Origin of the sequence: Streptomyces sp. NBC_01381 (assembly GCF_026340305.1) — a bacterium.
GTDB lineage: Bacteria > Actinomycetota > Actinomycetes > Streptomycetales > Streptomycetaceae > Streptomyces.
The window spans coordinates 3,252,321-3,276,870 of record NZ_JAPEPI010000002.1 but is presented as its reverse complement, the minus strand read 5'-3'; the positions used below and the strand labels follow the sequence as shown (position 1 = coordinate 3,276,870).

Annotated in this window: 17 protein-coding genes; 7 read left to right on the top strand and 10 right to left on the bottom strand. The window is 70.2% G+C overall.

What is annotated here, in order from left to right:
• Window positions 1-6: 6 nt before the first annotated feature.
• Window positions 7-1,092 (bottom strand): sugar ABC transporter substrate-binding protein, encoded by a 1,086-nt coding sequence (locus OG453_RS35920; RefSeq protein ID WP_266872731.1) that lies wholly within the window; start codon window positions 1,090-1,092, stop codon window positions 7-9.
• A 214-nt stretch (window positions 1,093-1,306) separates the two neighbouring features.
• On the opposite strand from OG453_RS35920, the gene OG453_RS35915 reads away from it, so the two are divergent.
• The 3 genes from OG453_RS35915 (at window position 1,307) to OG453_RS35905 (ending at window position 6,360) form a co-directional block, all read left to right on the top strand.
• Window positions 1,307-2,008 carry a FadR/GntR family transcriptional regulator gene (locus OG453_RS35915; RefSeq protein WP_266872730.1) on the top strand — a complete coding sequence of 234 codons (702 nt, stop codon included), beginning with the start codon at window positions 1,307-1,309 and terminating at the stop codon, window positions 2,006-2,008.
• Between the two features lie 207 nt (window positions 2,009-2,215).
• Complete coding sequence (locus OG453_RS35910) at window positions 2,216-3,838, top strand: CdaR family transcriptional regulator (protein WP_266872729.1); 1,623 nt, start codon at window positions 2,216-2,218, stop codon at window positions 3,836-3,838.
• Between the two features lie 62 nt (window positions 3,839-3,900).
• Window positions 3,901-6,360, top strand: a complete 2,460-nt coding sequence (locus OG453_RS35905) for a SpoIIE family protein phosphatase (RefSeq protein WP_266872728.1) — start codon at window positions 3,901-3,903, stop codon at window positions 6,358-6,360.
• Here OG453_RS35905 and OG453_RS35900 read toward each other — a convergent pair.
• Window positions 6,317-7,768 (bottom strand): NAD-binding protein, encoded by a 1,452-nt coding sequence (locus tag OG453_RS35900; protein WP_266872727.1) that lies wholly within the window; start codon window positions 7,766-7,768, stop codon window positions 6,317-6,319. The genes OG453_RS35905 and OG453_RS35900 overlap by 44 nt on opposite strands.
• Window positions 7,769-8,265: 497 nt before the next feature.
• On the opposite strand from OG453_RS35900, the gene OG453_RS35895 reads away from it, so the two are divergent.
• Entirely contained in the window at window positions 8,266-9,720 is a 1,455-nt protein-coding gene (locus tag OG453_RS35895) for an amino acid permease (RefSeq protein ID WP_266872726.1), read from the top strand.
• A 3-nt stretch (window positions 9,721-9,723) separates the two neighbouring features.
• Window positions 9,724-9,948: a hypothetical protein gene (locus OG453_RS35890; RefSeq protein ID WP_266872725.1), complete on the top strand. Its 225-nt coding sequence runs from the start codon at window positions 9,724-9,726 to the stop codon at window positions 9,946-9,948.
• On the opposite strand, the gene OG453_RS35885 is transcribed toward OG453_RS35890, so the two are convergent.
• Window positions 9,893-10,831, bottom strand: coding sequence for a helix-turn-helix domain-containing GNAT family N-acetyltransferase (locus tag OG453_RS35885; protein WP_266873254.1), 939 nt, complete (start codon window positions 10,829-10,831; stop codon window positions 9,893-9,895). The genes OG453_RS35890 and OG453_RS35885 overlap by 56 nt on opposite strands.
• Before the next feature lie 198 nt (window positions 10,832-11,029).
• Here OG453_RS35885 and OG453_RS35880 point away from each other — a divergent pair, with 198 nt between their 5' ends.
• Entirely contained in the window at window positions 11,030-11,416 is a 387-nt protein-coding gene (locus tag OG453_RS35880) for a hypothetical protein (protein WP_266872724.1), read from the top strand.
• A 73-nt stretch (window positions 11,417-11,489) separates the two neighbouring features.
• Here the strand turns inward: OG453_RS35880 and OG453_RS35875 are convergent, their stop codons facing one another.
• From OG453_RS35875 to OG453_RS35855, 5 genes are all read right to left on the bottom strand, one after another.
• Window positions 11,490-14,513: a glycoside hydrolase family 38 C-terminal domain-containing protein gene (locus tag OG453_RS35875; protein ID WP_266872723.1), complete on the bottom strand. Its 3,024-nt coding sequence runs from the start codon at window positions 14,511-14,513 to the stop codon at window positions 11,490-11,492.
• Window positions 14,514-14,790: 277 nt separating this feature from the next.
• Window positions 14,791-16,041 (bottom strand): glycosyl hydrolase, encoded by a 1,251-nt coding sequence (locus tag OG453_RS35870; RefSeq protein ID WP_266872722.1) that lies wholly within the window; start codon window positions 16,039-16,041, stop codon window positions 14,791-14,793.
• Window positions 16,042-16,127: 86 nt separating this feature from the next.
• Window positions 16,128-17,060 (bottom strand): carbohydrate ABC transporter permease, encoded by a 933-nt coding sequence (locus tag OG453_RS35865; RefSeq protein WP_266872721.1) that lies wholly within the window; start codon window positions 17,058-17,060, stop codon window positions 16,128-16,130.
• Window positions 17,057-17,980: a carbohydrate ABC transporter permease gene (locus OG453_RS35860; protein ID WP_266872720.1), complete on the bottom strand. Its 924-nt coding sequence runs from the start codon at window positions 17,978-17,980 to the stop codon at window positions 17,057-17,059. The genes OG453_RS35865 and OG453_RS35860 overlap by 4 nt, the downstream gene beginning before the upstream one ends.
• A 20-nt stretch (window positions 17,981-18,000) precedes the next feature.
• Complete coding sequence (locus OG453_RS35855; RefSeq protein ID WP_266872719.1) at window positions 18,001-19,308, bottom strand: extracellular solute-binding protein; 1,308 nt, start codon at window positions 19,306-19,308, stop codon at window positions 18,001-18,003.
• Between the two features lie 251 nt (window positions 19,309-19,559).
• On the opposite strand from OG453_RS35855, the gene OG453_RS35850 reads away from it, so the two are divergent.
• Window positions 19,560-20,576, top strand: a complete 1,017-nt coding sequence (locus OG453_RS35850) for a LacI family DNA-binding transcriptional regulator (RefSeq protein WP_266872718.1) — start codon at window positions 19,560-19,562, stop codon at window positions 20,574-20,576.
• Window positions 20,577-20,887: 311 nt separating this feature from the next.
• Here OG453_RS35850 and OG453_RS35845 read toward each other — a convergent pair whose 3' ends face one another.
• Both OG453_RS35845 and OG453_RS35840 read right to left on the bottom strand, forming a co-directional pair.
• On the bottom strand, window positions 20,888-22,516 hold the full coding sequence (locus tag OG453_RS35845) for an alpha-L-fucosidase (protein ID WP_266872717.1): 1,629 nt from the start codon (window positions 22,514-22,516) through the stop codon (window positions 20,888-20,890).
• 53 nt (window positions 22,517-22,569) lie between these two features.
• Complete coding sequence (locus OG453_RS35840) at window positions 22,570-24,474, bottom strand: family 20 glycosylhydrolase (RefSeq protein WP_266872716.1); 1,905 nt, start codon at window positions 24,472-24,474, stop codon at window positions 22,570-22,572.
• Window positions 24,475-24,550: the final 76 nt, after the last annotated feature.

Below are 24,550 nucleotides of genomic sequence, written 5' to 3'. Positions count from 1 at the left end.
GCGTACTCATTTGACCGTGTTGCCCCAGAGCTTGGAGTCGTCCACGTTCTCCTTGGTGACCAGGGGCGCGGGCAGCTGGTCCTCGAGGATGCCGCTGGGCAGCTTCACGATCGTGGAGTCGTGGTCGGTCGGCCCCGGCTTGAACTTCTTTCCGTTCATCGCGGCCTTGATGTAGTACATGCCGTACTTGGCGTAGGCGTCGGCGGGCTGCGAGACGGTCGCGTCGATCTGGCCCTTGCGGATGGCGTCGAACTCCTGCGGGATGCCGTCGTTGGAGATGACGGTGATGTGGCCCTTCTCGCCCGTCTTCTTGAGCATCTTCTTGGACTTGAGGGTCTGCAGGGTGGGCGCGAGATAGACGCCGCCCGCCTGCATGTAGATGCCCTTGATGTCGGGGTTGGAGTTCAGCAGCGTGTCCAGCTTGGAGGCGGCCGTGTCGGACTCCCACTTGGCGGGGATCTCCAGGACCTTCAGCTTGGGGTACTTCTTCTTCACACAGGTGCGGAACGCCTCGGAGCGCTCACGGCCGTTGACGGAGGCGAGGTCTCCCATGATCTGGACGACCTTGCCGGTCTTGACCTGCTTGCCGAGGTATTCGCAGGCCTTCTCGCCGTACGCGACGTTGTTGGCCCGCACCACCATCGCGACCTTGCCCTTCTCGGGGGCGACGTCGACGGCGACCACGGGCACGCCCTTGCGCTCGGCCTGGTCGAGTCCCGCGGAGATCGCGGCGCTGTCGAGGGGCGCGACGACGAGGCCCTTGACCCCTTGATTCAGCTGGTTGTTGATGTCGGTGATCTGCTGCGACGGGTCGCTGTTGGAGTTGACGGTCTTCATCGCGTCGACGTCCTCGGACTTCGCCATCTTCGGCACGTAGTCGTTGTACGACTGCCAGAACGGCGAGGTCAGCAGGGGCAGGATCACGCCGACCTTGCCCTCGCCGCCGCCTCCCCCGCCACCGCCGGACGCGGTGTCCTTGGTGCTGCCGCACGCCGTGAGCACGAGGGACGCGCAGGCGGCCGCTGCGGCGATCCGCACCGCCCGCGAAGTCCCCACCCTGGTAGGCCTGTTGCGAACTGTTCTGCCGGCCATCTGACGGCTCCTCATCGAGCGTGATCGGACGAAGTCCTTGCGGGGTCTGGCGAGTCCTGGCGACTGATGCCCAGCGACCGATGGGCGAATATTTATCAGACCACTTGGCGCTCACAACACCCCTCGTCGCCAACTTTCCCCGCTTTCGGACCGTAGTGGTCGGACCACATCTCTGGTTAGACTGCGGCGCACTCAGCCAGTGGAGGAGCGTCACGTGGACCAGACCGCCCCGCAGAAGGGCACCGTGACCGGTCGGGCCATCGAGCAGATCAAGGCCATGATCGGCGAGGGCCGGCTCGAACCGGGTGAACGGCTGCCCACCGAACGGGAGTTGGCGACGCAGCTGGGCATCTCGCGCAGTTCCATGCGGGAGGCGATTCGCGCCCTGACCGTGATGGGCGTCCTGGAGGCCCGGCACGGATCGGGCATCTACGTCACCCAGCTGGAGGCCGGGGATCTTCTGGAGAACTTCGGGGTGGTGGCCGATCTGTCGCGCGGGCCCCGGCTCGTCGAGCTCCTCGAAGTCCGCCGGGTCCTTGAGTCCACCGCCACCGCGCTGGCCGCCGCGCGCATCTCGGCCGACCAACTGGCCGATGTGGAAAAGCACTTGGAGGCGATGAACGCCACCGACGACCCCGAGGAGATCCTCTCCCACGATCTGGCGTTCCACCGCACCATCGCCTTGGCCGCGGGCAACGACACGATGGCCGCCATCCTGGAGGGCCTCTCCTCCCGCACGTTCCGCGCGCGGGTGTGGCGCGGCTACCAGGAGGAGGGTGCGTTCGAGCGGACGCGCCGGGAGCACGCCCGCATCCACCGGGCGCTGGTGGCCCGCGACCCGGAGGCGGCACGGGCCGCCGCCGCGGCGCATGTGGGCGAGGTCGAGGAGTGGCTGCGGGCGCAGCTGGACGAGTAGCGGGATGCTCCCGCTTCCCGAGCGTTTCCCGAGCGTCTCCCGAGCAGGATTGCCCCCGCCGCGCATTCCCCTGCCGGTCATGGCGTGATCGGATACTTGCCGTGACGTGATGTGCGAGTGCTCTCATCAGGTCATCCTCGCCATGAGGCCAGGCCACTCGTCCTCGCCATGAGGCCAGGCCACCCGACCCGAGCAGAGGCGCCGACCATGGATTCACCCGCCGCGGGACCACCCACCGCCGGCATCAGCCTGCGCCAGCTGCTGATGTCGCTCGGCGAGCCCTTGGTGGAGCTGCAGACCGCACCCGCGGGCCTCGACGTCGAGATCCGCAGTGTGACCCTGCTCGATCCCGAGGATCCGCCGGTCGCCCACCCCGGGGAGCTGGTGCTCGCCATCGGTGTCCGTGGCCGCGCCGCCTTCCCCGCGCTGCGGGCGGCCGGGCGCGACGGAGCCGCCGCCGTCGCCGTCAAGGTGGACGCTCCGGGACAGGCCGCCGCCCTCAGCGAGACCGCAGCCGAGGCGGGGGTCGCGCTGCTTTCGGTGCGCGGCGAGGCGCGCTGGGACCAGGTGGACGCGATCGCCAGGGCCGCCCTCGACGACGCACCCGTGGACGGCTCCACCGAGGACGCCGATGAGGGCGACCTCTTCTCGCTCGCGCAGACCACCGCCATGCTCACCGGCGGCATCGTCAGCATCGAGGACACCGCCAACCGGGTCCTCGCCTACTCGCGCTCCGCCGACCACGACGGGGCCGACGACCTGCGGCGGCAGTCCATCCTGGGGTGGCAGGGCCCGGAGGCGTATCTGGCACGCCTGCGCGAATGGGGTGTGTTCCAGCGGCTTCGCACCTCCGACGACGTGATCAATGTCGACAGCCACCCCGAGTTGGGGATCCGCCGCCGGCTCGCGATCGCCATCCGGTCGGGGGACCGGCAGCTGGGCACCATCTGGGTCCAGGAGGGGTCGACGCCGCTGACCGAGCGCTCGGACCAGGCGCTGCTCGGCGCGGCCCGGGTCGCCGCGCTCCACCTGGTGCGCCGCCGCCGGGAGCTCTCGGCGGACGTGACGCTCGCCCGCACCCTCGCGGCCGGGCTCCTGGAGGGCAGCAGCGGCCCGCAGCCGCTCGCCGCCCACCTGGGCCTCGACGCCGCCCGCCCGGCCGCGGTGCTCGGCTTCTCGTACGGGGCGACCGAGGCCACCGGAGCCGAGCTGGCCCGCGCCGAGGTCACCAACCTGATCTCGGTGCACACCGCAGCCCGGCACCGCGCCGCCCTGGTCACGGAGGGCGATCACCGCATCTACGTCCTGCTCCCGCAGCTGCCGCGCAGCATCGACATCGGCACGCTGCGCGGCTGGGGGCAGGACATCGCCGACACCGCACGCCGCCACCTGGGCCTGGTGCTGCGCGGATCGGTCGGCTGCATCGTGCCGGGCCTCGGCAAGGTCCCCCAGTCGCGCCGGGAGGCGGACCGGATCCTCGACGCCATGGTGAACGCCGATGTCGCCACCACGGTCGCCGCGCTGCCGGACATCCAGGCGGAGGTCCTGGTCAGCGAAGTGCTTGCGCTGCTCGCCGACCGCACCGACATGCGGGACCCCCGGCTGACCGCCGTGACCGCCCATGACAGCCGGCATCAAGGGCGGCTTGCCGAGTCGATCCTGGCGTACCTGAACGCCTTCGGCGATGTGCGGGCGGCCGCCGCCCAGCTGCATGTGCACCCCAACACCGTGCGCTACCGGATCGGGCGGGCCGAGCAGCTGACCGGTCTCGATCTGAGCCGTCCCGATCAGCGGCTGCTCGCCATGCTGCAGCTGCGGCTTTCCGGGTGATTCTCACTAGAATGTGCACTAATGCGCAGTTGAGATGACGGGCTGATGACGGGCTGGCGAAGATGACCTCGGAGAATGCCCTGCCGGACGGCTCGGACCGAGCATGTGACATCGCCAGCGCCGCCATGGCCGAACTGGACGCGGCGGGAACCGTCATCGGGTGGACCAGGGCGGCCGAGCGGCTGCTCGGCCACCCGGCCGAAGAGATCCTGAACCGTCCTGCGGCCCAACTGCTCGCGATCCCGGGGGACGAGGCGCGAGCGGCCGCCGTCGCCAACTGGTGCCGCGCCGCGGACGGCTGGAGCGGCTCGGTCGCGGCACGCCACCGCGACGGCCGGAGCGTACAACTCGCGGTGCAGGTGACGCCGCTCGTCGACGCGGCGGGACGGGAGCGCTGGTCCGTCCTCGCGCTCAAGGAATGGCGGGTGCCGGGCGGCGGGGTGAACCAGCTGATGCTGGAGCCGTTCCTCGCCCACGCACCCGTGGGCATGGCCGTACTGGACACCGATCTGCGCTACGTCTGGGTCAACGACGTACTGGAACGCCTGATCCCCCTGGAGCGCCGGCTCGGCCGGCTGGTGAGCGAGGTGCTGCCGAAGCTGGAGGCCGAGGCGTTCGACGCGCGGATGCGCCATGTCCTGGAGACCGGGTCCCCGGTCATGGAGTACGAATTCCGCAGCCCCACGTACGCGGACCCCCACGAGGAGCGCGTCTACTCGGCCTCGTTCTTCGGCCTGGAGGACCCGCACGGCCGGCGCGTCGGCATCTGGTACATGGTCATCGACATCACCGAGCGCTGGCAGGCCCAGGGACGCCTTGCCCTGCTGAACAACGCCGGTGCCCGGATCGGCAGCACGCTGGATGTCACACGGACCGCGCAGGAACTGGCCGACGTCAGCGTGCCGCCGCTGGCCGACTTCGTCACCGTCGACCTGCTCGACTCGGTCATCAGCGGCCAGGAGCCGGTGCCCGGCCCGGTCGACGGCGCACCCGCCCTGCGCCGGTCGGGCCAGCAGTCGGTCCGTGAGGGCTGCCCGGAATCCAGTCGGGCCGTGGGCGAAGCCGTCCCGCGCTCGCCCTCGTCGCCGATCTCCCGCTGCCTCCTGGAGAGCCGGTCCCTGGTCGAACCGATCCTTGACGCGGCCACCAGCGGATGGGTCACCGACGACCCGGCGCGGGCCGCCGACATCCGCGACTTCGACTTCCGCTCGGTGCTCGTCGTGCCGCTCCTCGCGCGCGGTGCCACCCTGGGCGCTGCGACCTTCGTACGGTCCCGGCGGCTCGGCCCGTTCGAGGAGGGCGACATCCAGCTCGCCGAGGAACTCGTCGCCCGCGCCGCGGTGTGTGTCGACAACGCCCGCCGCTTCACCCGTGAGCGCGTCGCGGCCCGCGTGATGCAGCGCAATCTGCTGCCGCACGACCTGGCCGGGGGATCCGCCGTCGACGTGGCCTCGTGGTACTTCCCCGCGGACGCCCCGAGCGGTGTCGGCGGGGACTGGTTCGACGTGATCCCGCTGTCCGGGGCCCGCGTCGCCCTGGTCGTCGGGGACGTCGTCGGACACGGCATCAACGCCGCGGCCACCATGGGACGCCTGCGCACCGCCGTGCAGACGCTGGCCAACCTGGATCTGCCGCCCGATGAACTCCTCGCCCGCCTCGACGACCTGGTCATCGGGCTCGTCGAGCAGCACGGCTCCGCCGAATCGGCGGATGCGGGGAACGAGAGCGTGGCCGCCACCTTCACGGGGGCCACCTGTCTGTACGCCGTGTACGACCCGGTCAGCAGGCGCTGCACGATGGCCCGGGCCGGCCACCTGCCGCCCGCGATCGTCACCCCCGACGGCGCCGTCGACTTCCCCGACCTGCCCGCGGGACCGCCGCTCGGCCTCGGGGCGCTGCCCTTCGAACCCGTCGAGTTCGAGCTGGCCGAGGGCAGCCTGCTCGCCCTCTACACCAATGGCCTGATCGAGACCTGCGACCGGGACATCGACGTCGGTCTCGCCCGGCTGAGCAACGCCCTGGCGGTGACCGGACCGAACCTTGAGGAGATCGGCCGGAGCGTGGTCAAGGCGCTCCTCACACGGCCGCCGTCCGACGACGCCGCCCTGCTGCTCGCCAGGACCCGCGCCCTCGGTGCCCACCAGGTCGCCTCCTGGGACCTGCCGTCCGACCCGGCCGTGGTCGCCGATGCCCGCAGCCTCGCAGGACGGCAGCTGGCGGAGTGGGGCCTGGACGATCTGCTCTTCACCACCGAGCTGATCGTCAGCGAACTGGTCACCAACGCCATCCGGCACGCCACCGGACCGATCACCTTGCGGCTGATCCGGCAGGCCGCCCTGATCTGCGAGGTCTCCGACTCCGGCAGCTCCGCACCGCGCCTGCGGCACGCCCGCACCACCGACGAGGGCGGGCGTGGTCTTTTCATCGTCGCGCAGCTCACCCGGCGGTGGGGCACCCGCTACACGTCGACCGGCAAGATCATCTGGACCGAGCAGCAGATTCCACCGGACGACGCGGTGTGAGCGCGCCGCAGGGCACGGCTCGCCCGCAGTCGTCCCGGGCCGGGACCGGCCAGGCGACGAGGCCGCGACCGGGCAGGTCGACATGGTCGCAGTCGGCGTCGGCGATGACACGGCGGGGCATGGCGCCGGTCAGGTGAGCGGTCACGTATGCCGCGCTGGTCCGGGTGATGTCGCGGGTCAGACCGAGAGGAAGCAGCGAGCGGGTCTCGGCGATCGCCTCGTCCTCGCCCGCCCTGAGCACCACCCGGACATCGGGCGCCACGCCATGGGCGGCGACCGCGACGGCGATGTTGTCCAACTCCTCGGAGCCGACCGCGGCGAGCGCGTGAGCGCGCCCCAGACCGAGCCGTGCGAGCACCGCACGATCCTCGCCGTGCGCGAGCACCACCGGGATGCCCATCGACCGTGCGAGACGGAGATTCGGGGCGGCCGGCTCACGCTCGACCCCGACCACCGGCACCCCCAGCTGACGCAGCGTCTGGCACAGCCGCAGGCCGACCTGGCCGAGCCCCACCACGATGACGTGCCCGGCACGGGGCAGCACCCGCGGCCCCAGGACCCCGACCAGGCGCGGCCCGAAGAGCCGGTCGACGATTCCCGCGGTCAGCAGGGCGGTGAAGCCCACCGTGATCAGCATCGCCGCCCCGGAGACCCACTCGTAGACGGGATGGCCGTCGTGCGGGGCTGCCGGGCCGACGCCGCTGACGACCCGGGCGGCCTCCAGGAAGGCGGTGCTGGCCGGCTTGTGGAAGACGGCGACCAGCCACAGCCAGTCCAGCGTGAGGACCGTCGCGATGCCGAGCAGACCGATGAGCAGCAGACGGGCGTCCGCGTCGTGGGGCTGCAGCTGACCGCGCAGCCGCCCCGACAGTGCTCGCCGCCGCGCCGCGGGAGAGGGCCGCCATGGCGTCTCGACAAGGCGTCCCTCGCGTCGGCGGACCGCCACGGCGCCGTCCCCGTCATCCCATACGGCGAGTACGTCGCGGGCCTCGGGGTCGACGCACAGGCCGGCCAGGGTCGGCGCGATGAGGTCGGCGGGCGAGACCGGCTCGCAGCGGCGCAGCAGGGCCTTGAGCTGCTGCGCCACGGTCCGGTCGAAGACCGTGACGACGATCCGGACGGTGCTGCTGACGTGCCGTACCGCCAGCGCGTAGCGGAGCGCGGCGAGGTCGTCGCCCACGAGGACGGCCACGCGGGCCGGCTGGGCGGCGAGCGCCTGCCGGAGGTCCTGGTCGTCCGGCGCGGCGAGGTGGTCCACCGGGTGCCCGCTCTCCCACAGGGCCGCGCAGACCCGGCGGGCCAGCGGGGTCGCGCCGATCACCACGATGCCGTCGGCTGTTCCGTCCGCTGTTTCGTCCGCTGTTCCGTCCGCGGAGGTGCCCGCCGTTCCGTCTGGCTGACCCGGCATGTCGTCCCCGTGCATGGAGCTCCCTTGATCGACGCGTTCGGGGGGTGGTCTGGAGCCACTCACGCTAGGCCGGGGCCGGGACGAGGCCCTTGTACCGCAGGCCAAGGAATGCCCCGCAGCCCTGTCCGGCCGGCCAGCTGACGTCCCGGCCGGTGCCCGCGCACGGGCGGCCCCATGGTCCCCGCGCATCCCGGATTCGGCATTGGCCGACCGGCCAGTGATCGAGGGGGGTTTTGTGGCTGCTCACAAATAATCCGCCTCGTCTCCCCGCATACGCTGTCGCAAATCCATTCCGGCAGTGACGCGGCTCACCTCTCACAAGGAGGCGGCGCGAAGGGCTACAGCGCGGCAGCCGTCACGTCCCCATCCCCCTGCCCCGCGCCGGAACACGGAGAGCGCGGCCCGCTCCCGCCTTGTCACCGAGGCGATGTGCCGCCAAGGCGATCCAGCACGTAGTCACCCCTCGCACGACCCGTCCCAACTCACTGGATGTCGAGATGACTTCACTTCCTCCTGCCCCCGCGGACTCTCCTCCCGCTCCCCCTGGGGACCGCACGGCTCCGCACGATTCGGAGCTGCGGTCCGGCCTCAAGAACCGCCATCTGTCCATGATCGCCATCGGCGGTGTCATCGGAGCGGGCCTGTTCGTGGGCTCCGCCTCCGGCATCGCCGCCGCGGGTCCCGGCATCCTGCTGTCGTACGCGCTGGTCGGCACCCTGGTCGTCATGGTGATGCGGATGCTCGGCGAGATGGCCGCCGCCGACCCGACATCGGGGTCCTTCTCGGCGTACGCGGACCGGGCGCTCGGCCGCTGGGCCGGCTTCTCCATCGGCTGGCTCTACTGGTTCTTCTGGGTCGTCGTGCTCGCGGTGGAGGCCACCGCAGGTGCCGTCATCCTCAACGGCTGGATACCGGCCGTACCGCAGTGGGGCTGGGCGCTCATCGTGATGACCGTGCTGACCGCCACCAACCTCGCATCGGTCGCCTCCTTCGGCGAGTTCGAGTTCTGGTTCGCGGGCATCAAGGTCGTCGCCATCGCCGCCTTCATCGGCGTCGGCGCCCTGGCGATCTTCGATGTGCTGCCCGGCTCGGACAACGCCGCCACCGGCTTCGGCAACCTCACCTCGCACGGCGGATTCCTGCCCCACGGCCCCAGCGCCATCCTCACCGGCGTACTGATGGTCGTCTTCTCCTTCATGGGCAGCGAGATCGTCACCCTCGCCGCCGGTGAGTCCAAGGACCCGCAGCGGGCCGTCGCCAAGGCCACCAAGAGCGTCATCTGGCGGGTCGGCGTCTTCTACCTGGGCTCGATCCTCGTCGTGGTCTCCCTGCTCCCCTGGAACGACCCCTCGATCGAGAAGAAGGGCTCGTACGTCGCGGCCCTCGACTCGATCGGCATTCCGCACGCCGGCCAGGTCATGAACGTCATCGTCCTGACCGCGGTGCTCTCCTGTCTGAACTCCGGGCTCTACACCGCGTCCCGCATGGCCTTCTCCCTCAGCCGGCGCGGCGACGCCCCGAAGGCCTTCGCCCGGACGAACGGGCGGGGCGTCCCGCAGGCCGCGATCCTGGCCTCCGTCGTCTTCGGCTTCGTCGCGGTCGGCTTCAACTACCTGTGGCCGGACACGGTGTTCCAGTTCCTGCTGAACTCCTCCGGCGCGGTCGCGCTCTTCGTCTGGCTGGTGATCTGCTTCTCGCAGCTGCGGATGCGCGGCATCATCCTGCGCGAGAACCCGGAGAAGCTCATCGTCCGGATGTGGCTCTTCCCGTATCTGACGTGGGTCACCATCGCGATGATCTCGTTCATCCTGGTCTACATGCTCACTGACGACAGTCCGGGCGGCGGTCGTATCCAGGTGCTGCTGTCCGTGCTCCTCGCGGCGCTGGTGGTCGGCGTCTCGCTGGTCCGCGAGCGGTGGCGTGCACAGGCACGCCGCCAGCGGCATCATTGACATATGTCAGGACATGCCCCTGTGGTCGTGCACCCGCCGTCGCCTGACGGTGGCCGGCGGGTCACGATCCGCGGTGAAGACGTGGGAACGGCCTTCTACCTGTTCGATGTGCTGGAGTTCCTGCGCCGAGCGGGCCTGCCCGAGGCCGACACGGCGATCGACGACCCGGAGCTCATCGAGTGGCGCGGGGCCGGGCCGCAGGCCTGGGGCCCGGAGAAGAGCCCGTGACCGGCAAGGGCTTCTCGAACCAGTGATGGGCGTACGGCTCGTCATTGAAGGCGGCGACCTCCTGGAAACCGAAGGAACGGTACAGGCCGATCGCGGCACTGAGTGCCTTGTTGGTGTCCAGGCGCAGCGCTTCACAGCCGTGCCGGACGGCCCGCGCCTCCAGGTCGGCGAGGAACCGGCGGGCGAGGCCGAGACCCCGCGCGTGCGGCGCGACCCACATGCGTTTGATCTCGGCCGGGGCGCCGGGCGGCAGCTTCAGACCGGCGCAGCCGATTGGCTCGCCATGCGTCCGCGCAACGAGGAACAGGCCGTGCGGCGGCCGGAGTTCACCGGCGTCGGGCAGCAGGCTCCGCTCGGGGTCGAAGCCCGTGTCGAAGCGCTCCCGCAGCTCGGCGAAGTAGGACAGCAGGCAGTGCCGGGCGTCCGGGTGGTCCGGGTCGACGACGTCGAGCGTGACCGTGCCGGCGGTGAGCAGGCGGTCGACCTCGGCCATGGCGGCCACGAGCCGGGCGCGCTGATCGGCGTTGAGCGGCTCCAGGATGGCGCCCGCAAGCTCGTCGCTGCTGTCGTCGAGCAGGGCACGCTCCGCGAGGCCCGCTTCGGTGAGCCGGACGGTGCGCACCCGCCTGTCCCGGGGCTGCGGCTCCACGGCCACGAGCCCGTCGGCCTCCAGTGAGCGGAGCAGCCGGCTCACGTACCCGGAGTCGAGCCCGAGGCGCTCGCGCAGCCGCCGTACGTCCTGGCCGCCCGCGCCGATCTCCCAGAGCAGCCGGGCCTCGCCGATGGGCCGGTCGCGGCCCAGGTAGCGGTCGTGCAGCACGCCCACACGCTCGGTGACGGTGCGATTGAACCTACGCACCTGTTCGATCTGCCCCTGGGGCATTTCGCCCGCCGCGTCCGCCGGGTCCGCCGGGTCCGCTGGGTCCATTCGGTCCGCTGAGTTCATTCTCTGACTTTAGTCAGAGAACGCTGTGACGAGCCAGTGGGAATGCGCGTAACTGACGATCTTGCGTCGCGTTGGTCTGCCGGGGCCCGGCGATTCCGTCGCGGGCCATGACGAAGGATTGAGGGGCTTTCCACCATGCACGAGATCACCAAGAAGCTCGCCACCTGGATCGCGGCAGTGGCCGCCGCACTCGGCTGCGTCATCGCCGCGGGCCCGTCGGCGGTCGCCGACGGCAAGTGGTGCAACCACTCGGTCTGCATCGAGACGTACGACTCAGGGACCTATCTGGGCCGGGTGGAGGTGTCGGTCACCAACACCAACCAGCCGCACAGCATCAGGGCGCGCGTGTGGACCACCAACGGCTGGAGCGCCAACACCAAGGTGGAGGACGTCGCCAAGTTCCGGACCTACCGGGACCAGGCGTACCCCCAGCGCCACTTCCCGGCGGGCACCCGCCTCTGCGCGGAGGGCTTCCGCGGCGGCGAGAGCGTGGGCCTGCCCTGCGTGACCATCACCGGCTGACCGGCCAAGACCGCCGGAGGGGCCCGTCGCCACAGCCCCTCCGGCGGTCTTCAGAAGCGGGATCGCCTGCGGATCACGCCCTGGTCAGCCGCAGCGTCACCAGCTCGAACGGCCGCAGCCGCACCGCGACGCCCTCTCCCACCCGCTCCGGGGACGGGGCGTCGGCCAGCGGACGCTCCAGCAGGTCCGTCACCGTCACCGAGCCGATGCCGAAGCCCGCCGTCAGCGTGGCCCGCGCCCGGCCGCCGCGCGATTCATGGAAACGGACCACCACGTCACCGCTGCCGTCGTCGGCCAGCTTGACCGCGGTGACGACGACCGCGTCGTTGTCGACGGTCACCAAGGGGGCCACCTCCGCGCCACCGGCGATCCGGCGCTCCGGAAGGTTGATCCGGTACCCCTCCCGCACGGCGTCGCCGATCGCCGCCCCCGGCACCAGCGCATGCCGGAACCGGTGCACGCCCTGGTCCGTCTCGGGGTCGGGGAAACGGGGGGCGCGAAGGAGCGAGACACGCACGGTCGTGGTCGTCCCGGCGTCCGGCTCCCGGACCGTCCGCGTCACGTCATGCCCGTACGTCGAGTCGTTGACCAGTGCGACACCCCAGCCCGGCTCCTCCATGTGCACGAAGCGGTGGTTGCACGCCTCGAACTTGGCGGCCTCCCAGCTCGTGTTGGTGTGCGTGGCGCGGTAGAAGTGGCCGAACTGGGTCTCCGACGCGTACCGCTCGGCGTGGATGTCCAGCGGAAAGGCCAGCTTCAGGAACTTCTCCGTCTCGTGCCAGTCGACCTCGGTGTCGATGTCCAGACGCGTGGCGCCGGGCGCCAGGGACAGGACCTGCGTGAGCTTCGAGTCCCCGAAGGCGCGCACGACACGGACCGAAGCGCCGTCATCCCCCGGCACGACCTCATCCGCGTCGGTGAGATCGGTGACGGTGTTGCGGTAGAACTCGTCGACGTCCCACGCGTCCCACATGTTCGGGAAGTCGGCGTGGATCTGCGGCAGGTTCGCCACCTGGCCGGGTGCGACGGTCTCCCGGTCGGCGGCGATGTCGTACGCCGAGACGATGAGACCCCGGGCGTCGATCTCGACCCGCAGCAGTCCGTTGTCCAGGACGTAACCCCCGTTTGCCCGCGAGGCGATCGACGACTGCCCGTCGACGAGGGCGGGGCGCGCGCCTCCCGCCGGGACGCCGTCGCGGGTGTGCGGGGTGGAGTTGAAGACGAGGGTTCCCGTGCCGCCGTCCCCCGCCAGCGCACGCTGGGCCGCGTCGATGATGCCGTTCAGCTCGTCGGCGACCGCCGCGTAGGTGGCCCGCGCCTCCCGGTGCACCCAGGCGATGGACGAGCCGGGCAGGATGTCGTGGAACTGATGGAGCAGGACCGTCTTCCAGATCCGGTCCAACTGCTCGTAGGGGTAGGCGAATTCGGCATCGCGCACGGCCGCGGTCGCGGCCCACAGCTCCGCCTCCCGCAGCAGATGCTCGCTGCGGCGGTTGCCCTGCTTGGTGCCGGCCTGGCTGGTGAGGGTGGCACGGTGCAGTTCGAGGTACAACTCGCCGACCCAGACAGGTGCGTTCGGGTACTCGGCCTCCGCCTTCTCGAAGAAGGCCGCGGGGGTCTCCCACTCGACGGTCGCCGAGCCCTCCAGGTTCCGCAGCCGTCCCGCCTTCGCGATCATCTCGCGCGTGGTGCCACCGCCTCCGTCACCCCAGCCGGTGGGCGCGAGCGAGTGCCGGGCAACACCCTTGTCCTTGAAGTTCTTCGCCGCGTGGGCGATCTCGCTGCCCTTCATGGAGCAGTTGTACGTATCGACGGGCGGGAAGTGGGTGAAGATCCGGGTCCCGTCGATGCCCTCCCAGTTGAAGGTGTGGTGCGGGAAGCGGTTGGTCTGCGACCAGGAGATCTTCTGCGTGAGCAGCCACTTGGAGCCCGCGGCCTTGATGATCTGCGGAAGCCCGGCCGCGAACCCGAAGGTGTCCGGCAGCCAGGCCTCGTCGTTCTCGACGCCGAACTCGTCGAGGAAGAACCGCTTGCCGTACACGAACTGACGGGCCATCGCCTCCGAGCCCGGCATGTTCGTGTCCGACTCGACCCACATGCCGCCGGCCGGCACGAACCGCCCGTCGGCGACGGCCTTCTTGACCTTCGCCCACACCTCGGGCCGGTGCTCCTTCACCCACGCCCACTGCTGCGCCTGCGACATGGCGAAGACGAAGTCCGGTTCGTCCTCGATGAGCGCGGTCATGTTGGAGGTCGTACGGGCGACCTTCCGCACCGTCTCGCGCAGCGGCCACAGCCACGCGGAATCGATGTGCGCGTGGCCGACGGCGCTGATGCGGTGCGCGGACGGCTCGGCGGGGGTGGCGAGGACGCCTTCGAGTTCGGCGCGGGCGGCGGGTGCGCTGCCGTTGACGTCCTGGAGGTCGACGGCGTCGAGGGCGCGGCCGATGGCGCGCACGATCGCGTAGCGCCGCCCGGAGTCCTCGGGCAGCTCCCGCATGAGCTCGCCGAGCACTTCGAGGTCGATGACGAGCTGCCACACCGTCTCGTCGAAGACGGCGAGGTCCATGCGGGCGAGCTGGTACTGGGGCTCGCTGCCGGCCGTCTCCTTGTCGCCGAGCTGGGTGGGCAGGAAGGGGTGGTAGTCGAGGATGACGGGGTTGGACGCGGCCTCGATGTGCAGCTGGACGTCTTCGCCGCCGGTCGCCGGGGCGGCGATCCTGACCCACTGGTTGCGGGGGTTGAGGCCCTTCACCGGGGTGCCGTCGGGGCAGTAGACGAGGCCTTCGCACTGGAAGCCGGGCATGTTCTCGTCGAAGCCGAGGTCGAGGATTGCCTCGACGGTCTTCCCGGCCCACTCCTGGGGGACGGTGCCGGTCACCCGGAACCAGCTGGTGGCCCAGGGGGCGCCCCAGCGGGCGCCGACGGTGGTCGGCTCGGGGGCGGCGGCGAGGCCTTCGGCTACGGGGACGGGCTCGCCCGGGGCGGTCCATACGGCTACGTCCAGGGGGACGGATTCCGGGTATACGGCGGGGCGGATGCGCTCGTCGAGGACGCGCTTGAGGCGGGCTTCGATGAGGGTGCGGTCGTCGTGCATGGGGGTCTCCCGGGTGGGCGTGTGTTGGGTGCGGGTGTTGGGCCCTGCGGGGCCTTCCCCAAGCCCGCCCCTTCCCGAAACCGGCTTCGCCGCCACCAGTGGCCGTAGATCACCGGCTCCGCCGAGTTCGTCCTCAAACGCCGGACGGGCTGAAATGAACCTGGCTCATCGGGTGGGCGGGCAATTGCGGGGCAATCGGGTGGGTGGGCGGGAAAGATCCGCCGCGAAGCGGCGGTCTTGATCGGGGTCTGGGGCGGAGCCCCAGTTTCGGGAAGGGCTAGCTCACCTCCCCCGGCGACACGACCTCCGTAATGCCCCGCGCGGCGAGATGCTCCGCATCCCCCACCCGTCCGGCGAGGACCACCGCGGGGCGCACCCCATCCGCCACGAGGCGAGCGAACGCCTCGAACGCCACCCCTCCCGGCGCACACTCCGAGCGCCGGGAGACGGCACCATCCACGACCACCGCAGTCGTCCGAGGCGCCGGCGCCTGCCCCCGCCCCCGCCACTCCTTGGCGATCCGCGCCAACGCCGCACCCCCCGGCTTCACCCGCCCGTCATTGGTCAACAGACCCAGGCTGTACTCGAGTTCGGGAAAGTCCGCCAGCGACCGCGACACGTCGTGGGAGCACCACCACGTCACGCCCCACACATCGGCACAGTCCAGCGCCGCCGCCACCGTCGCCTCGGTGAAGGCGGCCGCGTGCTCGGCCGGGATGAGGGGCGCGGGCGCCCCGACCTCCTGGAGCCAGACGGGACGGTGCGGATCGTCCGCCCACGCCTTGGACAGTTCGATCATGTACGCGGCGTGGTGCGCGGTGGCCACCCCCTCCCGCCCATGCCGCTGCGCCGTCCCGTTGAACACCCAGGAGTGCACGGCGGTCGCGCCCCCAAGCCGGGCCGCCTGCGCCGGGGTGAAGGGCTGGTCGTCCTGGTACCAGGCGGCGTCGTACTCGGCATGCAGATGCAGCTTGCCGGGGGCGCCCTCCTCGCACGCGGCGAGCACCCGCGTCAGCCACGCCTCCGCCTGCTCCTCGGTGATCCTGTCCGGGTCGGGATGCGGCCCCGCCGAGAACTGGTTGACCTCGTTGCCGATGGTCATGCCGATGAAGTTCGGCCGGTCGGCGAGCGCCGCGGCGAGCGTGCGCAGATACTCGGCCTGCCCCGCCACCACGTCCGGATCGGTGAAGATGTTCCGCCGGTGCCAGGTCTGCGTCCACGCGGGCAGGAAGTCGAAGCTCGACAGATGGCCCTGCAGTCCGTCGACGTTGACGTCGAGTCCGCGCTCGGCGGCGGCGTCCGCGAGCGCGACCAGCTGCTCGACGGCGCGCGGCCTGATCAGGGTGCGGTTGGGCTGGAAGTACGGCCAGATGGGGAAGACCCGGATGTGGTCGAGGCCGAGCGCGGCGATCGAGTCGAGGTCGGCGCGCACGGCGTCGAGGTCGAAGTCGAGCCAGTGGTGGAACCACCCTTGGCTCGGCGTGTAGTTGGCGCCGAAGCGCACCACGTCAGAAGGCGTGCGAGGCATACGAGTCCTGGTTCTCGGGGGTGCGGGGGGGATGATCTCCGGTACGGCGATGAACTGGACGAACTGGATGAACTAAGGGGACGGCCTCAGCCTTTGACCGCCCCTTCGCCCACCCCGCGGAAGAAGTACCGCTGCAGACAGGCGAAGAGAGCGATCAGCGGCAGGACGGCGATGACCGTGCCCGCCGCGACGAGCCGTTCGTCGTTGGCGAAGGTGCCGTGCAGATAGTTCAGGCCGATGGTCAGGGTGAACCGGTCCGGGTCGCTCAGCACGATCAGCGGCCAGAGGAAGTCGTCCCAGGCGCCCATGAAGGCGAAGATCGCGACCACGGCGAGGGTTCCCTTGACCGCGGGCAGGGCGATCCGGGAGAACCGCTGCCATACGTTCGCGCCGTCGACGTAGGCCGCCTCTTCGACCTCGTACGGCAGATTGAGGAACGCGTTGCGCATGAGCAGCACATTGAGCGCCGAGATGCAGCCGGGCAGGAGTACGCCGATGAGGGTGTTGTTCAGGCCCAGCTCCCGCATGGTCGTGAACTGGGCGATGATGATGCCCTCCACCGGCACCAGCATGGCGAGGATGAAGACGAGGGTGGCGACCTTGCGGCCGCGGTAGCGGAGGCGGGCGAGGGCGTAGCCGGCGAGGGTGGCGCCCACGCAGTTGGTCACCACGTTGGCGGTGGCCACCTTCAGGGAGTTGAGGGCGTAGTCCCAGACGGGGATGGTGTCGGCGACGCGCTCGTAGTTGTGGAGGGTCGGCTCGGACGGCAGGAATTTCGGGGGCGAGCTGAAGATGTTCTCGTGCGGTCCCTTCAGGGACGTGGACAGCTGCCACAGGAACGGGCCGATCATCAGCGCGAGTACGCCGAGCAGGAGTGCGTAGCGCAGGACGATCTCCCACACCGGCATCCGGCGGCCGTTCTCGTCGGTGATCCGCCCCCGCCGGGTGCCCTTCTTGCGGGGCTTCTCGCCGGTCCGCGCCGGCTGCTCGGTCTTGCGTGCGTCGGTCGCGATGCTCACGCGTCCTCCTTCCGGTCCGCCCGCAGCACGAGCAGCATCAGCGCGACGGTGACGACGAAGACGACGACGGAGATGGCCGAGGCGTAGCCGACGCGGCCGGTGAGGCCGGTGCCGACGCGCTGCACCAGCATCACGAGCGTCGTGTCCTCGCCCGCGGGACCGCCGTTGGGTCCTGCCATCAGATAGACCTCGGAGAACACCTTGAAGGCGGCGACCGAGGACAGCGCGGCGACCAGGACCATCGTGGAGCGCACGGCGGGCACGGTGACGGTGAAGAAGCGGCGGACCGCTCCGGCGCCGTCCACCGACGCCGCCTCGTGGAGCTCGCGGGGGACGTTGGCGAGCGCCGCGAGATAAATGATCATGTAGTAGCCGAGGCCCTTCCAGACCGTGACCGCCATGGCGCTGAGCAGCAGCAGCCACTGGTCGCTGAGGAAGCCGACCTTGCCGACGCCCACGGCTTCCAGCACCGCGTTGACCAGGCCCCGTTCATCCAGCATCCACACCCAGATCAGGCCCACCACGACGACGGACGCGACCACCGGCGTGTAGAAGGCGGACCGGAAGAAGGTGATGCCGGGGATGTGCTTCTGGACGAGCATCGCGAGCAGCAGGGGCAGCAGGACGAGCGCGGGGACGACCCCGACGACGTACAGCGTGCTGTTGCGCAGGCCGATCCAGAACATCTCGTCGTGCAGCAGCTCACGGAAGTTGTCCAGGCCGACGTACTCCCCCGGGATCAGGGTCCGTTTGTCGGTGAAGGAGTTGATGACCGTGCTGACGAACGGATAGAGGATGAAGATCCCCACGATCGCGAGTCCAGGTGCGGCGAACAGCCAGGGGCTGGACGGCAGTTGACGCCGGATGCGACCGCGGGACGGTGCCGGGCGTGGCGCGGTGGCGGCGCTTGAGCTTTTCATGGTGGCGGTCCCGGATCGTCTCAGCTCTGCTTCAGCAACCGGTCACAGTTCTTGACAGCGTTGTCAAGCGCTTCTTGGGGGCTCTCCTTGCCCTGCAGGGCCTTGCCGACGCTGTTGCGCAGCTCGATCTTCATCTGCTCGCTGAACTGCACCGGCGTGTAATTCACCGCGGTCTTGATGGACTTGGCGGCGGCGATCCGCACGCGCGTGTCGTCCGTACCGTCCTGCTTGGTGAAGTACGGGTCGTCGAGCGAGCCTTGCGTACTGGGGAAGATCGCGACCTTCTTGGCGAAGGACATCTGATGCTGCGCGTCCGTGACGTAGTGCGCGAAGGCGACGGCGGCGGGCGTGTGCTTGGTGCGGGTGTTCACCATCACCCCCATCACGTACATGTTGTCCTTGCCGTTGTTGGTGATCTGCGGGGTGATCCCGATGTTCTTGTAGAGACCGGGCGCTTCCTTCTTGAACTTGCCGAGGTCCAGGGCGCTTCCGGGGTTCATGGCGACGGCCTCGGTGAGGAACTTCTTGCCCGTGGACTCGGGCGTCGCGTTCAGCGCCTGCCCGTCAAGGGCCTTCGCGTCGTACAACTCCTTGTACTTCTTGAGGAGTTCGACCCCCTTGGGGCCGTTGAAGGTGAACTTGGTCCCTTCCTTGTCCATCAGCGGTACGCCGTAGCGCCCGAAGTCCTCGATGGCGGGGATGTTGGCGAGCGTGGCGGTCTTGCCCTTGCTCTTCTCCGACATCTGCAGGGAGGCTTCGAAGAGTTCGTCGAACGTCTTCGGCGGCTTGTCGGCGTCGAGCCCGGCGTCCTTGAAGAGCCGCTTGTTGTAGAAGAGCGGCCCGGTGTTCAGATACCAGGGGAAGGCGTACGTCCCCTCCGTGCCCGGTATCTGGTGGCTCTGCCACGCGCCCGGCAGGTACTCCTTCTCGTACTTGCCCGCGGCCTTGTCGAGGTCGAGTGCGAGGCCCGCCTTGGCTAGCGGGGCCACCAGGTCGGGCGAGACGTTCACGACGTCGGGGAGGGTGCCCGCGGCGGCGTCGGCACTGATCTTGTCGGCGTAGCCCTCGCCGGGCTGGTCGACCCAATTCACCTTCGTGTCCGGGTACTTCTTCTCGAAGCCGTCGACGACGCCCTCGAAGTACGACTTGAAGTTGGCCTTCAGATTCCAGGACTGGAAGGTGATCTCGCCCTCGATCTTGCCGGAGGCGTCCTTCGATCCGCCCCCTTCGCCCCCGTCCCCGCAGGCGCTCAGCGGCAGGAGCACGGCGATGGCGGCGGCAGCGGCGACTGCCCTTCGGTGGATGCGGGGATGACGGGAGATGCGCACGGTGAAACGGCTCCTTTGCTCGGCCCAGCGTGAGGCAGACCCTGCATGGAACGCGGGTAAAAAGTCAATGGATTCGTTGAAGAATCCTTGGCGAGGACGCCAACTCCGCAGGTCAGAGAGGTGTGTTGAAGTTCTTGCGGGGATCGACTAATGCGCTTTAGAGTGGGCGGGCTCAAGCGCATTAGTATGCGGGCAACGGGAAAGGGGCAACACGGGTGCAAGGCAAGCGGTCACCGGCACGCCGGCCGACCATGAAGGACATCGCACGCCGCGCCGGAGTCTCCGAGAGCGCCGTCTCCTTCGCGCTCAACGACCGGCCCGGAGTCTCCGACGTCACCCGCGACCGTGTCCGCAGGGTCGCCGAGCAGCTGGGCTGGCGGCCGAGCACGGCGGCGCGCGCACTGTCGGGTGAGGGCTCGGCGACGGTGGGACTCGTGGTGGCACGGCCCGCGGGGACGCTCGGCGTCGACTCGTTCTTCCTGCAGCTGATCTCGGGCATCCAGGAAGTCCTGGCGGAGCGTCACCTGGGCCTGCTCTTCCAGGTGGTGGAGGACGTGGCCGCCGAGTGCGCGGTCTATCAGCGGTGGTGGGCCGAGCACCGCGTTGACGGCGTCCTGGTCGTGGACCCGCGCACGGACGATCCGCGCCCGGCGCTCCTCGACGAGCTGGGTCTTCCGGCCGTGGTGACGGGAGGAGCGCCGGATCCGGACGCGGCGCATCCGGGGCTCTCCACGGTCTGGGCGGACGACGCTGGAGCGATGGCGACCGTCGTGGACCATCTGTACGGCCTCGGGCATCGTCGCATCGTGCACATCGCGGGCCTTCCCGGCCTCGCGCACACGGAGCGGCGGATCCGTACGCTGCGGTCGGAGGCGGGGCGCCGGGACCTGTCCGAGGTCCGCTCGGTGACCACCGACTACTCCGACGCGGAGGGCGCGGCCGTGACGCGGCGGGTGCTCGGCGCCGCGTCGCCGCCGACGGCGCTCGTGTACGACAACGACGTGATGGCGGTGGCGGGGGTCGCCGCGGCTTCGTCCCTCGGCTTCAGTGTGCCCGGGGATGTGTCGGTGGTGGCATGGGAGGACTCGGCGCTGTGCCGGATGGTGCACCCGTGGCTGACGGCGCTGTCGCGCGACACGGTGTCCTTCGGGCGGACGGCGGCGCGGGAGTTGCTCGCGCTGATCGACGGTGAGCCTGCGGCCACTGTGCAGGTGCCGTTGCCTCGGCTGATCGAGCGGGAGAGTACGGGGGGTGTGGGCGGGGGCTGAGCGTCCACCGGGGTTCCGCTCAAGACCGCCGCTTCGCGGCGGATCTTTTCCCGCCCACCCACCCGATTGCCCCGCAGCGCATCCCGTCCGGGCGCCTTCGCCATCGTTGGCCGCGCGCCCGAACCACGCCGCCGCTTCGCGGCGGATTCTTTCCCGCCCACCCACCCGAATCTCCGCAGTTGCCCGCCCACCCCTCCAGCCTGTCCGGCGTTTGAGGACGAACTCGGCGGAGCCGGTGATCTACGGCCACCTCGCGGCCGGCGAAGCCGGAATTTTCGGGAAGGGGCGGGGTTGGGGAAAGAGAAGCCGCCCTACACCCGCGCCCCGTACAACCCGAACTCCGCCAACCGCACCGCCCCTCGCGACGCAGTCACCCGCAGCCGCCACTCCCGGGCCCTCACCGGTGAGGCCAGCGCGAGCACGCGACTCGCGCCCACCGTCGCAACCTCCGTCACGACAGACCACTCCCCACCGGACGACGCCCGTGCCTCGATCACCGCCCCCTCCAACTGCTGCCCCCGGCGAATGTCCTCCCCGAGCCGGATCCGGTCGACGCCCCGCTCCTGCCCGAGGTCGACGGTCAGCGTCCCCCGCGAAGGGGCCGGGCACTTCCACGCCGAGTCCGGGTCACCGTCCACCGCGTGCCCCGCACACGCCCCGTCCCCCCGAACCCGCGCGCCCCGCGCGAAGTCCTCCGGCAGCTCGCGCCCGAGTCGCTCGCGGAACTCCCGCAGTCGCGCCACATCGGCGTCCGGCAGCAGTCCCCGCTTGTCCGGCGGGATGTTCAGGAGCAGCACCGAGTTGCGGCCCACCGAGCGGAACCAGATGTCCGTCAACTGCTCTACGGACTTGGGCTGTTGGTCCTCGTGGTAGAACCATCCCGGCCGGATCGAGACATCGCACTCCGCCGGCCACCACTGCACGTACTGGGCGACCGCCCGCGCCTCGGCCAGCGCCTCCCTGCTGCCCTGGTCGGGCGCGTCGTACTTGAGCGCATAGTCGATGCTGCCGTTGCCGGAGTCCTTGACCGGCACGACGCTCCACTCGTTCTCCCGCGCGAGCCCGCCCTCGTTGCCGACCCACCGGACATCCGGCCCGCGCACGGCGACCGTCGCGTTCGGCGCCAGGGCGCGGACGACCGCGTACCAGCTGTCCCAGTCGTACGTTTCCACCTTCTCCGGCGGGATGCGGCCCTGCGCCCCGTCGAACCACACCTCGTCGACCGGGCCGTACTCGGTGAGCACTTCGTAGAGCTGGTTGAGCATGTGGGCGCCGTAGTCGGTGGCGTCGAGGGTGAAGGAGCGCAGGTCGTCGCCCGTCCGGTCGTCGTCGGCCGTGAGCGTGGGGATGGTGCGGGGCGAGCGCTTGCTTCCGTTGGCGTAGACGCCGTCGAGGTACTGGTTCTCGTCGGCGGGCGAGATGTAGACGCCCACCTTGATGTCGTGGCGCCGCAGCGAGTCGGCGAAGGAGCGCAGAACGTCGCCCTTGCCGCCCTGCCAACTGCTGCTCACCACACTGTGCTTGGTGTAGCGCGAGGGGTAGAGCACGAAGCCGTCGTGGTGTTTGACGGTGAGGATGGCGAGCTTGAACCCGCCGTCGCGCAGGGCCCTGGCCCACTGGTCGGTGTCGAGCCCGGACGGCTGGAAGACGTCGGGGTCCTCGTCGCCCGTGCCCCATTCGAGGCCGGTGAATGTGTTGACGCCGAAGTGCAGAAACGCGGTCTGCTCCAGGCGCTGCCAGGCGATCTGCCGTTCCGTGGGCCGCACTTGGGCGGCCTTGGCGATGACTTCGTCCGGGGTGTCCTCGGGGCTGATCGGGATGCGGTACGGCGGTTCGGCGCCACCGGGGCGGGTCGCGGCGGCCGACGCGAGCGAGGTGCTCGACGCGGTGACGGCCGTGGTGACGGCGGCGGCCATGAAGATGCGTCTGCTGACGGTCATGGGGGTGCGGGTCTCCCTCGGGGGTCGGATTGAGATCACGCGGGCCGGGTCGGTCAGCGGGTGGTCAATGTCCATGCGGCGGGCGGCTGTTGGTCGTCCGGGTACTGGAGGATCCGTCCGTCGTCGGTGACGTGCGCGCTCATGCGTGTGATGGCGTTGGTGAGCCGGTAACCACCGGCCCTCTCCGTGAGCTGCCAGCGCTGCAGGGTGTTCGCCGGGTCGCAGGTCTCCTCGGTAACGGCCGTGCCGGGCTGCAACGGCACGTTGAGCGTGAGCTTGCCGCTGCGGGTCTCCAGGCACGCGCCGCTCGACGCGGACTTGAGGGTCACATAGCCGTCGGCGGTGCGCTTGATCTCGTAACGGGCAGGCTTCGCATGGCCCTTGGTGTCCCGGAGGGTGTATGTCCCGTCGGCGACCGGGGTCCGTGTGAGGTCCCGCCAGCCGGGCGCGTGGCCCACCGTGTCGGCACGGGCGGTGAAGTCCGCGTACGTCGGGTCGGGGTGCGCCGCGCCCCACGTCACCTGGGCGATGTGGCTGAGCGGCATCGCCATGGCGGCCGCGACCTGGTTCTCGGTCTCACCGCGCCCGTTGTCGGGCCACAGGCTGATCTTCGCCCCGGTGATGCCGTCCCGTGAGGCCAGCTTCTCGCCCTCGAAGCTGCGCGGATCCCAGGCCTGGTCGTAGAGCGCCTTGGTGTTCGTGTGGAAGCCGCCGCGTACGAGATAGAGGGCGTACGCGGCGTTCTGCAACGGGTGGCCCTGCGCGATGAGTTGGCTCGGCTTGGTCTGCACGTCCAGCCAGTGCTCGACGCTCGTCCCGGCGGCGACGGGCACGGTGTTGGCACCGGTCAGGCCGTCGTTCCAGATGCGCAGTTGCTTGCCCTGCCGCGTCGCGTAGGCGTGCACGCGGTTGATGAAGTCGACGAATGCGTCCTGCGGGGTCGCGTTCGCGCCGTACTTCTTGCGCGCGTACTCCAGGATGTGCGGGTACTTGGCGAAGTCAGAGCCGAGCATGTATTCGTCGGCGCCCATGTGCCAGGACTTGGCGGGGAACACCTCGGCGTACTCGTCGATGAGGCTCGTGTAGTAGGCGAAGGCCTCGTCCTTGGTGATGTCGAGGCGGGACGGCTGCGGCTTTCCGTCGGAGTCGGTGAGCTGCAGGTCGGTGCGGTTTTCCAGCCAAGGGTCCATGTGGCCCGGCGAGTTGATCTCGGGAACGATCGTGACGTGGTACTTCTCGCCGAGCGCGACGAGGCGGCGGATCTCGCTCTTGGTGTAGTAGCCCCAGCTGTTGGCCTCGGGGTGCTTGTCGCTCTTCACCTTCAGTTCGAGCAGCAGTTGGTTCTGTTTGTTGTACGCCATGTCGCGTACGAGGTTCTCCAGCCAGGGCGTGGAGACGTGGATGTAGCAGGCGCAGACGCCGACGCCCCGCTCCTTGTACTGGGGCACGTCGACGGTGCGGCCGGCGGGCACGCGGTCGCCCTGGGCGAGGAGTTGGAGGAGCGTGCGGGTGCCGTAGAAGGCACCGGCCTCGGTCGCCCCGGTGATCTCAAGGCGTTCGCCGGCGCGGAGTTCGTACCCCTCGCGGCCGAGCCGCTCGCGCGCCGGGTCGACGTCGATCACGATGTCGCCGTCGCGCGGGGTGACGTCGGCGACCGGCACGCGGCCCTCGCCCGCCGCGCGCAGATCGTCGGCGAGGGTGCGGGCGACCTGGCGCGCCGCCTTCCCGCGGGCGACGAGGCGGGTGTCCGGGCCGTAGGAGTAACTCCCCTCCCCCGGCGTCCAGTCGGTGAGCGCGGGGACGGTGCGGGGCGGCTCCGCGGCTGCCGACGGGGTCGCCTGGGCGGTGGCCGGGACCGGGGCGGCGAGCAGCAGCAGGGCGGCCACGGTGCCCCGCAGCCGTCTCCGGTGCGGGCGGGAGCGGGGGCGGGGCGCGAAGATCGAGCGCAGGACGGTCATGACGTCCGATGATTCAAGCGCCTCATGAGGGTGTCAATGCATAGCGCGCAGCGCGGACTTGGACATTTGCGCGGAC